Origin of the sequence: Staphylococcus sp. HMSC072E01, from assembly GCF_001814125.1 — a bacterium.
Classification (GTDB): Bacteria; Bacillota; Bacilli; order Staphylococcales; family Staphylococcaceae; genus Staphylococcus; species Staphylococcus hominis.
In genome coordinates, this window is the sequence record NZ_KV814990.1 from 1 (window position 1) to 16840 (window position 16840).

A 16840-nucleotide genomic window follows, 5' to 3' on the forward strand; every position below is an offset into this window, starting at 1 on the left:
TCTGCTTCTGCTTTTTTCGCTCTATAATTATCTGATGTTACTTGTGTCATTCCTGGCGTTGGATCTTGTTCTGCCGTTGCTTCATCAAGTTGACGTTTTGCTTCAACTAAAGCACTATTATCTGCTTTATTTTGTAGCAATGAAATTGCATGTTGAATTTTCAATGAGACATCATTAATATTATTTGTCGCATTTGCAACATCAGTATTCGTTGCTCTATCATTTGATAACACTTCATTAGCTCTTCTTCGAACTGCTTCAATTTCATCATGCAAATGCTGCATTTCTTTATTATATGCAGTCACACTTGATGGTGTTTTACCATTAGTGTCTCCTTGTGCGTCAAGTTTAGGTAAAGCATTTCTAATACTCGATTTATCTGCATGGGTTCTAATTGGTACATTTACAATTTCTATACTTCCATCTCTATAAGTAATACGTGTTGGTATTGTTTGTGTTGTATCACTCTGTAAATTTGTAGGTAAACTTACTCCTTCGTTTACATTAGCATGATCTTTATTATCTACATTAATTGCACTATTAAGTTCCTCATTACTAACTCTTTCCCCAGGTTCTTTGACTATCTCATGAATGATAACATCATGATGTTCTGGTCCCACAACTCCAACTGTATTATGACTGAAATTATCGTCATTTCCAGCAATAGATTCTGTATTAATCAATACATGGGGTTTTAAAGAATTAGCTTTAAATGTCACTTTACCTGTTCTAGAATCAAATGTTACATAATCTAGCTGATTATTCATCGACCATTGATTTTGATTATTTTTAGTTACAATTAATTCTCTAGATTGTTCTGCACTATTACCCATTTTTTCTACATAGCTAATTTTAACTTTATCTGTAGGATTTTTTATTGTTGATGTATTAGCATTGTTTGGAATAACTTCGAACTCACCATTTTGTTTAAATACAAATGTTGTGTTAGATGGCGTTGCTGGCTTAACTTTGTAAGTCGCACTTATAGCAGCTTCACTAGTCAATTCTCCATTCCCGGTCGTTGATTCGGTGTTAATCAACGTATCATTTGGAACTGACATTTTGTCATAAATAATTTCATTACCATCTGGTGAAACTGATAAACCAGGTGTGTTTATAGAATCACTCGCTTTTGCCCATTTGCCTGTATTATTTTTGACAAATGTGCCAATAACTTGATTTCCTTTTTTAACAGTAATTCTATCTGGATTTACAATTATATTTCCAGCATTAACACCTAAGTTTTTACCTACCCCTGGTGAAATGACTACATCACCAACATCATTTTGTGTAACAGTTGCTGAATTTGGAACTGCATTTGTCACTTTAAATATTGCTGGATCAGAAGTAAAGAATACATGGTTTTGGTTATCTAATACTTCAAATCTCGCTTCTTTTTTAAAAGCTTGATTTGGATGTGCTAAATTTGACCATTGTTCGCTATGAGAAGCTGTGGTGTTTTGAGTCCAAACAAAATGGAAACCATCTGTAGGTAAACCATTCGCATTTTCTAATACGACATAATTATTAATATTTCCATTTCCTTCAAAACTTGTTCCTACAATCGTACTATACTCTGATTTTTTAAATTTATATTTATATTCATATACTTTTACTGGCACATTATATACGTTATTAATACCGTTATACCTTACTTCAGCAGTTAAGCTTTGAACGCCAGCAATATTATTATTTGGAGCATTATTATTTTTCCAAGTCACTGTAGCCCCATTCATATAATTATTTTCAAATGTCACATAATTTGCTGCATCATCGCCATAAGTTAACGCGTGACCGACCACATCACGTTGTGGTGCTTTAGCAGTGGCTGGTGCATAAATGGTTACTGGAATAGAAACTGTTCTCGTTTCTCCATTACTCAATGTGACAATGGCGCGTTTAGTTGTAGTACCAATTGTGTTTTTCCATTGATTAGCATTCTGTTCCCATTCTACTCGTATGATATCTGAATTAGAGTTAATGTAAGTTCTAGGATTATTTAAATCAATGTTGTCCCCTTTAACAAATTTTAATCCGCCGTCTACCGCTTCAAGTTGTTTTGTTACAGGTGAAGATGCACTTAAATCTGATTCTATTGATTCTGAACGTGTTGAGTTCACAACAGAACCACTATTATTTTGTTCAGTAATCGTTACATGATCAACCGTGATAATTGATTTAGCTTTAATATTACCAAGTGGTAATACGCCTGGAATTGTAATAGACACTGAACCATCACGATTTCTAGTCATAGTTGTATTACTCATTTCTCTACCATCTTCAGTATATAGTTTAACCTGTGCATTATGTGGAACATTATTTACTTTAATAGATTGTCCAGATAAATCAGCTTTATATTTTGTACTTAAAGCATCAATTGAAGGCGTAGTTGGTTTCACTTTAAACAATACATTAACTGGGTCTACTTGACCGTTAGGATATATCACATTAATTGTTTCTGTGAAAACACCTGGACTATTTGATAAAGGTCGTCCAGAACCAGGTGCCCAATCGAAGTTCGTACCCGATGGTAAATAATTTGCAATACCTTCTACAAATGCTCCTACATTAGATGACGAGCCTTCATTTGCAGATAAGAAATTACCATTTATTGTTGTTTGATATACTCTTTTTGGTTTCGCTTTAACTACTCTATAGTGTGCTTCTTTTTCAATGGGTGTTGTTTCACCATCAAATAAGATATTTGCTCTTAAAATTTGTGGGACACCTACTGTTGTAGAGTTAATATCTGGTCCATTACCAATCCAAGTCACAGTAGCATCTGTCAAAGGTTGATCATTATTTATAACGAAGAAGTCATTATTATTTGTTCCTTTACCACTTGGGAATGGCTGACCTTGTACTGTAAATAATTCTATTCCTCTGATATTAGGAATGACATGTTTTACTGGTACAGTAATGGATGTTCTTGAATTATCTGCATAAGTGATAGTCACTTCAACATTTGCATTATTACCTGAACGATGAACATTACTAATTTCCCTACTTCTTATTTCATTACTGCCCTCTGTAACGTAATTTCTATTGGTAATTGATTTCGAAATATCTAAACTGTTAAAAATAGCTTGTCTATCTGTCTCAGATAAACTTGCATTGTTACTAATATTTGCTATACGTATTGGATGTGACTCATCAGCAGTTGTCATGACACTATATTTATCTTTTAATGGTTTGATTAATACATTAAATACAGCCGTTGTTTCGTTATCACTACCATCTGTTACTTTAACTTTCACTTGTTTAGACATTGGGGTAGATACATTAGGGGCAACACCACTTAATGTTGAATGGTTTAATACATTCATAGGTATTTGACTGTCATTAGGTACAGTAACATTTTTAATACCAAAGTTATCAGTTAATGTAAGTGTATTTCTGAAAGTTTCTCCTGAAAATACAACATGATCATTATAATTATCTAATACAATATTTGGCGTTACTTTATCAGTTGGTACAAATACGATATTAATCACATTGTCTGTTGATGACATTGATTGTCCAAGGCGTTCAATATAGCTTTTTGCACCATAAGGCGTTAAATACAATTGTTGTTTATCTACCGCACCCATAATTCCATTATCAGTACCATTTTGTTTAAGCACTTTATCTAAATGGAAACCAGCAGCGCCATTCATGGCTGGAATATCACCACTCATCACTGTTGAATTGCTGCTTGTATGTCTATAGTCACTGCGTGCAACGGCAGAGTTGCTATATCCAGTATTGCTATCAACTATGTCTAATACTTGAATAGGTTGACCATCATATGTAAATGGATGTTCTCCATCCGAATATATACTATTCCCTTTTGAATATCCTACAGGTTTAAATCCACGAGCTGAGCCTGATTCTGCTAATATTTTCTCTTGACCTTCTATATGGTTTCTCAACCCTGCATGTTTAGGCGTTGCTCTTAAAAGTGATAATACGTCATTGCCTGTTATTCTTCTTCCAATCGTTGCATCATATCGATAAATTATTGTTTTACCATCTGGAGACCACTCAAATCCACCATCTGTGCTTCTTCCATTAAGTTTTTGACTTGTCCAAGTCACAGTATAATCATTACGTAAATTTATCCATTTTAAGAAATCCATATGATCAAATGTTGAAATGAATTGTTTTGTTAATTCACCTTTAGTAATCGTCACTCTTACACGACTTGGATTATTACTTAAAGGTTCATCGTTTTCAATTCTGATATCACTATCATTTAGATTTAATTGCGGATTAGCAGCTTTAAAGGCATTTCTAACTTGTGTAATTTCATCATTACTTAAATTTTTAGTTGTTGAACGGTAAACACGTTGATTTTCTGCTAATGTATTGACATCAACTACGTTAACTTTAATTGTCAAACGTTCTGAACTATGGTTGTAAGCATTTAATGCATCTACGTTATAAGTATAAACACCTGCATTTAGACGACTCATTGCTTGAGCTGATGGTATTGAACTACCATTAATAGTTGTAAACGCATTATTAGGAATATCTTGTCCATTACTTAATGAGAAATATTTTCTTAAATCAGGTCCAATTGTATACTCTTGACCCTTAGCAATTGTAATAAATGCTTCTTTTGTATTTGAACTACCTGGTTCAGTATATATTGATTTACGTTGTGGTCTATATGTAATCACTTGAGTCGGATCAATGATACGAGTCGAACCATCTTTAAATGTCAAGACTACTCTACCATCATTACCAACCATATACGGGTTAAGTGTACTTAAAAATGATGTCAAACTACTATTTTTAGCTTTAAGCGAGTTAATGATATCATTTCTTTCGCTTTGCGAAATACTATTAGGATTACCCACTGTTTTCAATTCTTGCTGGCTAAATAACTGAACTGGTTTATCATCTGATAACTTTCCAATATGAAGATGATATGGACTTACATTAGTATTATTACCTGCTCTATCATGTGTTACAGGTTGAACAAGAATATCACTGTTCCATGTTGCATTATTAGAAATCGTTCCAGTAATCACTAAAGTACCTGCGTCTCCAGAAGTATCTCTATTGAATACTGCTTGTAAACCACTATTTTCAGTGATAGATGCATCTTCCACACCTGAACCATATGTATTATCAGAAACAGGAATTGAAATATTAACGTTATCTCCACGATAATATTTATCTTGAAGACCTCTTACGTCACCAAAAGTTGGCGGTGTAGTATCTAGTCCTACATTAATCGAATTACTAAAGTTGGATTGCACTGGATCTTCATAGTATGTAATTGCTCTAATAACCCCATTATTAGGTAAAGGATTAGTATAATCACTTTCTTCAAATGTTACCGTGCCATCTAAGTTTGCCATCTTTTCCGCGAGTACAGTATAGCCTAAAGGTGATGTGCCAGGACCTGCACCATCTGTACCACCTGAAACTAAACGTACTTTTGCTCTCTCATCTTGTGGTACATGTGTCACTGTAATAGTTGGTTTTTTACCACCTTTTTGTCCTAATTGTGCCGCAAGTGTTGAAATAACTGGCGGATTGGGTTTGGCAATGACTTCAAAGATTTTAGTTTCATTACCAATTCTCGCTGTCATCACATGGCGTCCTGGTGGCAATTGACCAACCAATACTTTATTTTTCTCAAGTTCTGTATTGGGTCTATCTACTGCATCTTCAATTCGTAGAGAGGGTGGATATCCAGAGATTTCCCATACATTTGCAGACTCGTTACTTTTAAATTGAATCCGAATATTTTGATGATAATCCTTACTATTACCATTAGTCACTGTATTAAGCATTTGACCTTCTTGTTGTAAAAAGACAGCATGATGTGCAGCTTGTGATTCAGGTGAATTCTCTTTATTATCGGGTGCGTTATCTGAATAGAATCCAATAGATTGTTCTAACTTTGGTTTGACAAATAAATTTACTTTTTTGATTGTTTCACCATTATGGTATGCATCACTTACATTAAACCCAACAAAAATTTCAATTGGTCTTCCTGTTCTCGCAGCCTCTTTTAATTTTTCTTCAGAAAACATTTCATGAATTTCATAAGAGTTAAGCGGATTTACACCAAAATTACCTCTATAACGATCAGTAGGCACTCTAGGGAATAAACCCATTACATGATCACTAGGGTTACTTAGATAACTTGAAACATCTTCAGCATATTCGTGTGTAGCGAAATCGCCATCTAAGTAATGTTTTTTCATTATTCTACGCTCTGGCACATCATAAGCTGATTCAACATGGTCAATATGCAGTACGCGATCAATAACATCTACAATTTTAGTTTTACGATCATTATACTGTTCTAGTGGCTCTAAATATAATTGGTTATAGTTGTTGATTTCATTAAATTCAATCCCTCTACCACCTGCTGCATAATATAATCTATCTTGTGAACTACCAGACGTTTTAAATTGAATGGTATAACTATCTGTTCCTCTAGCTTGAAATGCATAGATATGATCAATACCTTGATTATGATCTACTTGCGCAGTTAAATAACGATAAATATCGTCTCCAGCTACTTTAATTTTATTTGGCACGCCTTCTCTTTCAAAGAATGTAAGTGGTTGGTTTTCATTACCACGTGCAAAATCACCTAAATTATAAATATGATTAACTGAATCGTTATAGAACTCACTTCTATTCAAAGGATTACCTTGTCTGAAATTATATGCACTAGAAGTAATACCACCAGCAGAATCCCACATTCTTGATAATGCTTGATCTCTACCGTCTCCAGTACCAGATGATGATGTTTCATGACCATTTACATCTGTAACTGTAAAACGAACTGGTCCTGTCGGCGTTTGACCTTTTGGTAAACCAAACCAAAATACCATCCCATTACGTTTAATATGATACTTATTGAAATTAATCGTCCATAAATATCCATCATTTTGTCTAATTGATGAAATTTCTGCAATACCTCTAACACTAGATGGACTCATATTTCGATAGTGAGAGCGTGTAGTGTAATATGGTGCACTTTTATTTGTCGCATGTAAAAACGTTCCTGACCAATAACCGGAACCATCATTCTCATTTTCTACATACCATTCTTTTTTAGCATTATTATACAAATCTGAATTCTTTTTTACTTTTGAGCCAGGTTTTGGTCTAGAGTTATGAACTACTGGTGGTGTATAAGTATTAGCAGTATTGCTAGGGGGTCTCGTCCCACCTTGTCCACGTACAGGACGTCTACTTGATCTTACAGCACGTGCTTCTCTATTTGCTCTTGTACTAATAGTTCTTACTTGTCGTTGTGGCAGTGATTCAATTAAAGCATTAGCTTGTTCTATTTCTTTATATAATTCATTTATTAATGCTTGGTTTGTATTGTCATTAGTACTAAAAAAGTCATTAACTTTGTCAAATGTTGCTTTAATTTTAGCAACTTTTTTATTATCAGATTGTTCTCTATCAATTTTTCGATATTCAGCGTAAGCACGGTCATAAGCTGCTTGAAGTTTATCAGCATCAATTGTTGTTGAAGTTGAAGATACTAGTGTATCATCTGATGCTTCTCTATCTTCGTAACGAGTACGATTACGGTTGTCATGACTATGTCCTTCATTCACCTCGGTTACATTTATATCATCTAATTTATTTAGTTGAGATTTAGCTTCATTGTTTTCTTTTAAATCTGTTGTTGTATGAGATGTATCTTTGTTTTCGTTTTGAGATGAAAATGATGTTAAATCATTTGTTAATGTATCTGTAGTCTGAACTTTATTTAGAGCTTCATTGTTTTCTTTTTGACTCTCAGATACAAGTGAAACTTTAGGTTCTGTGTTAGATTGAACTTGCTTGTTACTTGTCTCATTTGAAGTTTGTTCTTGGGCTCTAGCTTTTGCTTGAATCACTTGCGCATCTTTTTGTAGTTGTTCACTGGCGTGTGCTTGAGGTGAACCTAAGAAAATTAATGTCGCAATAACAGTTGAAAAAGCACCGACTGTGTATTTGCGGATACTAAACTTCTGTAATTTTTCTCGATAATTCACAGTGATTATTCACTCCTATTCTTGATGTTTATTCTTAGCTGTATAGACGTAAATGATGAAACTAACTATATTATGACTCAATGTCTCACAATCATTTACTATATTGTACTGAACAATAGGTGTATTTGTTCATTTATATATTATCATCATTCATTTTATATGTGTATATTATTTTATGAATATTTTATTAAATAATATATTTAATTTATGTACTAGATGTACTTCAAATAATTGTTTCAGATTTATTTAGCTTATTAGAACTTAAAAATTCATTTATATTTTGTAATCTAAAAGCCATCACCTAGAGGTTTTTATTTAGAATATCTACGTAAAGCGTAATCTAGATATAACATAACGAACTTAAAAGACATTTAATCTCATCTCTTTTTTTAATATTTTTTAAACATTCCACCAGATTTTGGCTCGGTAGATTGAAATCCAAACTTCTTATATAATTGATCAGCTGGATAATCTGCAATCAGACTGACATATGTCCCTTTTTCTGCATGATTTTCAATAAATGCCATCACTTGTTTTAAGATTTCTTTCCCAAAACCTTGTCCTTGATAATATGGATGAACAGCAATATCTATAATCTGAAATGCAGTTCCCCCATCTCCAATGACTCTACCCATCCCAATCAATGTTGATTCTTCATAAATAGTAATATTAAAACATGCATGAGGTAATCCTTTTTGTGCTGCTGCTTCTGATTTAGGACTCATGCCCGCTTTTACTCTTAATTCACAATAATCTTTAACATTTGGCGGATGATTTGAATAATGGATCATTAAGACGCCCTCCTCTTGTAGTCTCTTTATGCTTAATTATAAAAAAAGACACAATAGGCTTAAATCTATTGTGTCTCAAATTATTATTTTAATCTCTTTGTTCTTTTAAAATGGCTTGTCTTAGTAAAAAGAAAAGTAATAATAAGCCAGCAAGCATTCCTGTATGACCGATACCCGCAAATCCAGCAAATGCTTCTGGTGAAAAACTTTTTCCAGTGACTTGGTAAGTACCTTTTGTTAGCATCATTCCCACAGTAATAATGACACCGATATTGTATACAATGAAGAACCAATTAAATAAATAATAACTACTTAACTTAAATACTTTTTCAAGCGGAAGTAAAATTAAAAACATAAACATACCTAATATTAATGTATGTGTGTGAACAAGAGATAGTTGCGTATCGCCCGTAAAATCATGTGCTTTCGTTAACTCTCTGTAGTAAAATCCACTTACAAGTCCAATAATCATATAGACTAAAAAAGCGTATAATAATCTGCGCATAAAAAATCCTCCCTTACTTCATTATTATAATCGATTATCTTCGTCTTTAAAGTGACAAAATTTTGTAATCAAATCATGTTATGAAAAATGACCTCTAGCAAGCACTAGAAGTCACTTTATTATATATCTTATTTATTTCTTGCATGTTTAAATAATGCAACTAAAGATAAAATAATGGCAACAAGTGAAATAATCCACAATGCGATAGAACCACCTGAAGATGATTGACTTCTTTCATCTTTTTTAGCGTTGTCTTCTTTAACAGTTACAGCATTTGCGTTTTTTTCCACTTCCAATGTTGGAGCAGGATGTTCACTATTCGCTTTACCCGTCCATTTTACCTTATCTTTATTATCGTATGTCTGCACAGCTTTAAATGAATATGTGCCTTCTTCTTTAGGACTTTCTACAAGAAGTGGGAATTCGATAAATTCATTAGGACCAATGCCTTTATCTTTTGCTTTCCAAGTAATTTTTGTGATATTACCTTTTTTGTCTTTATCTAAACTATATTTATACCCTTCGACGGGTTGAATATTTGACACTTGTACTTCTTTTGGAATATCTAATTCGACTTTTTCAGTATGATCTTTTTGTTCAACAGGTACTCGAACATCCACTTTTTCATAAGATCCAGGTTCAACTACTTTTGGATTTATCGTCACATGTGCATCAGCATATTTAAATAAACCTAATGAAAAGAAGAACACTAAACCTGAAGCAAATAATTTTTTAAACATATTTTACAATCTCCTTTTATGGAATATTAATTTGACTCATAATAACACCAACAAGTATTAAAATAATACCAATAGAAACTTCTACGATTAAAGAGACTTTATTAATTCTATAACGTTTGTTTAAGGCGCGCGTTGTTTGCATAAAGCCTAAAGCCATCATTATTAATGTTCCTACGATTTTAATTATTAATAATATTGTCCATGTTTGCATATTAGACCATATTGATAAAATTTTAGTTTCATCAATTGACATTAATATACCAGTAATAATGATAACTGCAACAGCAGCTCCATTCACTTTAAATAAGATTTCGCGTAATAAATCAACTGCATCTCGTTTTTTAGTAAATACTGAAGAAAACAAATAAATTAATGCGCCTAGCCATAAACTGATACCAGCTAAGTGTAATGTTCTAAGTATAATTGACCAAACAGGTACACTTTGAGACCAAGCATGTCCTGACATACTTAAAGCTAAAATCATAATTATCGAAATAGCCCAATACCATATTCGTTCCATATTTCTTAATACAAACAATCCACTTAAAATAATTAAAGCAACAGCGCTCAGTATATATGGGAATTGAATTAAGACACTTGGATTAAATGTCAAAACTGAATCCAAAATATCAGATGATAGAGTCATCAGATAAAGTACAAGTGACATAATATATGCCATCATCATGATCAATGATACAGCGACATGTCTAGGGAAAACATCAAATGTTGATAAATTATTTCTACGTGCAATACCGTTTAACCAATATAAACCAACTAAAATAATTGTTGCGCCTTCAGCGATATATCTAAACACACCAAACCAAAATGCAGGCGTTTCATATGTAATAGGAGTAGTATCTACACCATTGGCTGTTTTTTTACCAACTGAAAATTCAAATTGATCACTAATTTCATGACCATCAGCAGATACAGTATGCCATTTAATTTGTTGTGTACCTTCTTTTAATTGATTGCCTGAGAAAGATAAAGTATCTGAATGTCCTATTGTACTCGGTTTAACATCAGCAACTTTCTTTCCTTTATCATTATATATCGTTATCTCTGAATATTCGGCATTTACTGGCTCATTAAATGTTAATTCGATTGTATCTGGTTGTTTTGATACGATACCGTTTTGTGCTGGGGTTGTTTTTTCTAAAGTAGCGTGCGCAGAAGCTATTTTTGTCATACTCGGCACGAATAAAAATAGGAACATCATCAATAACGCTATAGCTACTTTAGAACTTCGCTTTAAAATGACCATTGACGTCCTCCTATAAAAAATACTCATTTAACAATAATAAAGTAATATAACTTATTTAACAATAATTATTGTAATATGTCATCGTTTATATAAATTTAAAGCGAGCTAAATAAGAGATCTCCTCCCTTATAGCTCGCTTTAATATCAAATTATTTTATTCTTCTACTAACACTTGAGTGTCCACAGTTAACTTGTGTTTTAAACATATACAATAAACATTGCTAACAGTGAACAAAGTGTTTCAGCGATTAATAATGACCATACAACCCCTGTTAAACCAAACAACGCATTTAATATAAATAGTACTAGAATAATGTTTCGTTTCATATGCTAACACACTAACCCAATATGAATAATTATATTCCATTTGTGCCTATCTCATTTAGTTAGATATCTAAATAATATAATACACCTTTTTTCAAATAATCAACTGCGTTTTACTCATTGCATTTTTTGAAAAATTTTTATTAAAAATAGCTAGTCCGTAATATTTATGATCATTAAGCCCTTTTTTAATATCTGATTCTTTATCTACTTAACCCATTTAGCAGTATCAGAATCACTATCCATCAATTTATCTTCACTGGATATCTAAACCTTTGTCATTATTTACCACTGCTATCGGTATTTGTTTTGGGTTGAATGCAGGATAAAATGCTAAAGAGAATATCACTAATAATAAAATAGCTGCAATTGGTGCTAACTATAGTAATTTACTTTTAAAAATATTCATTTTTACTTACCTCTTCATATTTATTGAACAATGTGTTGAATATTTAATATATCGTAAATTATAATGAGGTTATCACTTCAATACAATAATCAATAATGATCATATCGTTAATTAATGAACATAATAACTAATATTGTTAATTAATTATAAAGGATTGATGCAGAATGAAAGAAGATCGGAGAGTTCGTAAGACAAGGTCAGCAATTAAGTCTTCATTTATCGAATTATTAAATGAAAAGGAATTAGAAAAAATTACAATTCAAGATATTGCAGATCGTGCAGATATTAATAGAGGTACCTTTTATTTACATTATGAAGATAAATATTTATTATTATCAGATATGGAAGATGAATTTATTTCTCAAATGACATTCTTAAATCATCTTCATAATATTATGGGAAAAGATCCAGAAGATACTGCTAAAAATTTTATTAATATTATTTTAAAAAATATGCTTCAACATATTTCGGATAATATTACTTTTTATCAAACGATCTTACAATTAAATAGGAAGTCAAAACTTGAAGAAAAAATTTATTCCTTAATAGGGGAAAATATGCAAAAATATATTAGTACAAATCATGAGATTGAAGGTATACCAGAAAAATATTTTCATAGTTATGTTGCTGGGGCAACAATATCTACTGTTAAATTTTGGGTGAATGATCCCCAACGTCTTTCAGTTGAAGATTTAACCAATCATATTTTTAAAATTATTTATCATGGACCTTTAAGAATAATGATTCAGCATCAATATAAAACTTTAAATATTGACACAGCGAAATAAAGACTAAGAAAGGAACTATCAATTATGTTGACTGCATATAAACACTCAACTACTAACGAAATAGTTGAAACAAATATAAACCAATCTGCATCATGGATAAATGTTGTCGAACCTGATAGAGAAGAAATTGAGCATTTAATTGAGCAGTACAATCTGCCAGAAGATTTTATTCGTGACCCTCTTGATGCAGATGAAAGTGCACGTATTGAATATGACGAAGATACTGGCTATTCTCTTATTATTGTCGACTTGCCCATTGTAAGTTCTACGAATCGTCATGTTCTCTCATTTGTTACCATTCCTCTAGGTATTGTGATTGGAAATGGTGTGATTTTTACAATTTGTGATGCTGAAAATGAATTTCTTGAAAATTATTCAAGACAAGATAACGTAAATTTAAAATTTCATAGTCGCTTTGCTTTAGATATTTTACTTACTATTTCAAATCACTATAACAGAAACTTGCGTCTTTTAAATAAATCAAGAATCCGTATTGAAAGAGATTTGAAAAATAGTATTACGAATAAACAACTTTATCGTTTAATGGAAGTAGAAAAAAGTTTGGTTTACTTTTTAGCAGCTTTAAAAGGGAATGATACGATTATTAAAAAATTATTCCGTTTGCCTGCAATTAAACGTTTTGAAGAAGATGAGGATTTATTAGAAGACTTAGTCATTGAAAATAACCAAGCGATTGAAACAACTGAATTATACACAGGTATTTTAGAAAGTATCACGTCATCGTATTCTTCATTACTTTCAAATGAAATGAACAATATTATGAAGACATTAACTCTTTTTACGGTATTACTTACACTACCTACACTTGTCTTTAGTTTCTTTGGTATGAACGTTCCATTACCTATTGATGATAAGAGTTACGTTTCGTGGCTGGTTATCGTAGGAATCTCTTTAATATTAGTCACTATTGTAAGTATTTTCTTATGGCGTAAACAAAAACTTTAATAAAAAAGTAACCCTTGCAATATATCGCAAGAGTTACTTTTTTATTCTGCTGCAGCTTTGTAAGCTTTTCTTCGTGATAAAACTAAAGTGACAATCACGGCAATTATAAACGCAATAAACATACCTATTAATTCCTACTTACTAATACATCAAAAATCCTGGGACAATTCATTATCCCAGGATTTTTTCAATACTAATTCTGACATTCTTAACTTTGAATATATTTCGTGATGTTTAATTAAGTAAAAGTATATTTAGATGTTATGATGTAAAACTGTTACACATTAAATAGAAATTTTTGGGGAGTTATAATGATTCTAAATATAATAGTTAGCTACTGTTAATACCTTTTTATATTTGTATGCATCTTCTATTCTAAGTTGCTTATTCTAAGGAGTGATGTTCTTTTTTTCTATTTAAATCACCGTAATCGTTAGTTTCATTAAACTATTGTATATCTGTCGCTAATGCTCTAAGATGTTGTTTCTTGATATACATTTTAAAAGTGATTTTAAATATATGGGGCTTACATCAAATAATATAAGTAAATTCATTCTTGATGCTACATATTCAAATGATGTTGTATCGTGATGTATGTACAGAATTAGTCATTGTTAATTTCAAGTGAATCGTTATTTGATAGCTTATATCTCTTCACTCAAAATCTATATTTATTATGCATTTAAATTCGTTTCATTGACCTACTAAAAATTTCCAATAGTCTCATGCGACATTCTAAAAAAAATAATAATATTGTGCATCTATAAAATTGTTATCGTTTTCATTTGAAAATAAACGAAATTTTTTTATTTTTAACTATTAATATCTCTTTCATTTTCATATATAATAACTTTTATTATTCAAACAGACCTAAATCCCCGCACACAAATACTATACAAGATGAGGAGACTTATTTATGAGCAGTACTCTTTTTTCACATGAAAATATTACTTCTATGACTAGGAGAAACATCAATCATGTTCTTATATTATTTTCTTTAACTAATGAATTAGAAATGACAATCAATGGAAAATATCATCAATTATCAAATCATATTGCAATCATTAATCAAGGCGATTTATATCAAATTAATAAAGGAAGAAATCTAATTGAGCTCAAAATACCAATGGCTTACTTTTATCTTGAAGACGCTGCTTTTTTTAATTGCCACTTTGATGCTCATCTCTTACAATCAAGTCATTTTATCAAATCAATCATTTTAAATAATATAGAACATATGTACAACACGTCTCATCACGATGACAAAGTCATTCCAAAAATTATACGAACATTTTATAAAGAAGCAGTTATTAGACATCCTCATATATATATTCCAAAGATTCCTGTTGAACAGCATATCTTAACAAATATACTTACATTCATTCATGATCACATTACTTCCAATATTTCTCTACAAGATATTGCAGCACATGCACTTATTTCTGAGTCATATTGTTCAAATTTATTTGTACGTATATTGAATATTAATTTTAAAGATTATTATACAAGTTTGAAAATCAATCATGCTATTAGGTTACTCATTTGTACGAATAACTCTATTACAAGTATTTCTGAACAATCTGGTTTTAGTAGTCATACCAATTTTACTAATCAATTTAAAAATTATCTTAATTTAAGTCCAAAACAATTTCGTTCTCAACTGAATCATTCTGATCCTATATCTGCGATACGATTGAAGAGTGACATTGAACCTAAGCATTTTGAATTAATCTCTCTATTTGAAACAACTGAACACTTATCTACCGAAACGACTATCATTGATCTTGAGCAATTAGAAGCCCTTCAACATACTCGATCTTCAAAAGCATTTATTCATTTTAAAAATATTAATGAATTATTCCAGTTTGTTTTTAATGATTATTATGTTATCGATTTATCTTATTTACCTAAACCAGCCATTTTGATTAATGATATGAATGATATGAATCAACATTCAATTAACGGAACTTTACTCAATCGCTGCTTCGAAAAATTATTTGAAAAAAATATCAGTTTAGCCGTCGTTATCAAAAATAAATCTGAGTTCACTACTTTTTACGATTTAATTATGACGTTTTTAGAAAATAATCAAGATTATAAATGGAATAAAAAAAGTGTACGATTTATGCTAGTATTTGATACCAAGTCAATGACTATTCAAGATATTCATCTATCATATTTAAAACTTAGAAACAAAAATCGTTCGATTAAATATGGTGTTTTAGTGGAAGGATTATTACATCAGTATGAAAAGTTACAAGAGGTCTATGATACAATGAAGCGTCTTAATTTTGATTACTATTTTGTTGACATTGAAAATATTGATACGAAAAATATATTAATTGAACACCAACGCGGATTTACTCATGCAAATACTCACTTCGAAAACTACATTCATTTTATAAAGAATTCTAATATACCTTCGACTCAATTTGTCTATAGTAGCTTATCATTACGTTGCTTTAAGTATACAAATGACGGTAAACATCCACTTCAACTAGCAGATTTAGTTTGTCATTTAACGGCACTATTAAAATATGGAGGCGGTATTTGTTATCACCTTTTTGAAGATGATCCGATGTTTATTGCATTATTTAATCGACATGGGAGTTTACTCCCAATTATGCATCTGTATCAATTTATTGCAGCATTTATCGATGTGCCTATCCATATTTCAAATAATTATTTAATGAGTCAAAAAGATGGAAATTACCATTTTATCTTATTTAATAAAATTAATGATCGCTACTTGTCTGACAGTAAACAACATTATCAAATACTAAATAAATTAAATGAAAACAGCTTAATTATCGCAAATACATTAAATAAAGAACATGGGACGATTCATCAATTAATGTCTCAAGATAATTTACCTGTATACATCGAAAAAAGTATTATTCATCAATTAGATAGATGCAATCAACCTAAAACAGAACTATTTATACAAGAAGAAACCAACCATCCATTTAATATGACATTGCATCATGATGAAGTGAAATATATTTATATCAAATCTGTTTAAAATTAATTTTAAAGGGATATTAATA

The 16840-nt window shown here is 31.1% G+C and carries 8 protein-coding genes and 2 pseudogenes; 3 read left to right on the top strand and 7 right to left on the bottom strand.

All coding sequences use genetic code 11. The annotated features are described in order from the left end of the window. The 7 genes and pseudogenes from ebh to HMPREF2953_RS11695 all read right to left on the bottom strand — a co-directional run. On the bottom strand, positions 1–8006 hold an 8006-nt coding region (ebh, locus tag HMPREF2953_RS08575), incomplete at its 3' end, for a hyperosmolarity resistance protein Ebh (protein ID WP_070672869.1). 389 nt (positions 8007–8395) lie between these two features. Beyond that, positions 8396–8797: a GNAT family N-acetyltransferase gene (locus HMPREF2953_RS08580; protein ID WP_048683321.1), complete on the bottom strand. Its 402-nt coding sequence runs from the start codon at positions 8795–8797 to the stop codon at positions 8396–8398. Between the two features lie 88 nt (positions 8798–8885). After that, positions 8886–9302, bottom strand: a complete 417-nt coding sequence (locus HMPREF2953_RS08585) for a DUF2871 domain-containing protein (RefSeq protein WP_070672871.1) — start codon at positions 9300–9302, stop codon at positions 8886–8888. Positions 9303–9430: 128 nt separating this feature from the next. Beyond that, positions 9431–10042: a YcnI family protein gene (locus tag HMPREF2953_RS08590; protein WP_049334661.1), complete on the bottom strand. Its 612-nt coding sequence runs from the start codon at positions 10040–10042 to the stop codon at positions 9431–9433. Positions 10043–10058: 16 nt separating this feature from the next. Continuing rightward, on the bottom strand, positions 10059–11306 hold the full coding sequence (locus HMPREF2953_RS08595; RefSeq protein ID WP_070672874.1) for a copper resistance CopC/CopD family protein: 1248 nt from the start codon (positions 11304–11306) through the stop codon (positions 10059–10061). A gap of 154 nt (positions 11307–11460) precedes the next feature. Beyond that, positions 11461–11621 (bottom strand): annotated as a pseudogene (locus HMPREF2953_RS11130) (MATE family efflux transporter); the annotation flags it as partial. A gap of 106 nt (positions 11622–11727) precedes the next feature. Then, positions 11728–12000: pseudogene (locus tag HMPREF2953_RS11695) on the bottom strand (ABC transporter permease); the annotation flags it as partial. Between the two features lie 203 nt (positions 12001–12203). Between HMPREF2953_RS11695 and HMPREF2953_RS08600 the strand changes: the two are divergent. From HMPREF2953_RS08600 to rsp, 3 genes are all read left to right on the top strand, one after another. Beyond that, positions 12204–12827 carry a TetR/AcrR family transcriptional regulator gene (locus HMPREF2953_RS08600; protein ID WP_070672876.1) on the top strand — a complete coding sequence of 208 codons (624 nt, stop codon included), beginning with the start codon at positions 12204–12206 and terminating at the stop codon, positions 12825–12827. A 24-nt stretch (positions 12828–12851) separates the two neighbouring features. After that, positions 12852–13793 (top strand): magnesium transporter CorA family protein, encoded by a 942-nt coding sequence (locus HMPREF2953_RS08605; protein ID WP_017174948.1) that lies wholly within the window; start codon positions 12852–12854, stop codon positions 13791–13793. A 916-nt stretch (positions 13794–14709) separates the two neighbouring features. Further along, the gene (gene rsp, locus HMPREF2953_RS08610; RefSeq protein WP_070672878.1) at positions 14710–16815 is read left to right on the top strand and encodes an AraC family transcriptional regulator Rsp; all 2106 of its coding nucleotides are present in this window, start codon (positions 14710–14712) and stop codon (positions 16813–16815) included. Positions 16816–16840 lie beyond the last annotated feature (25 nt).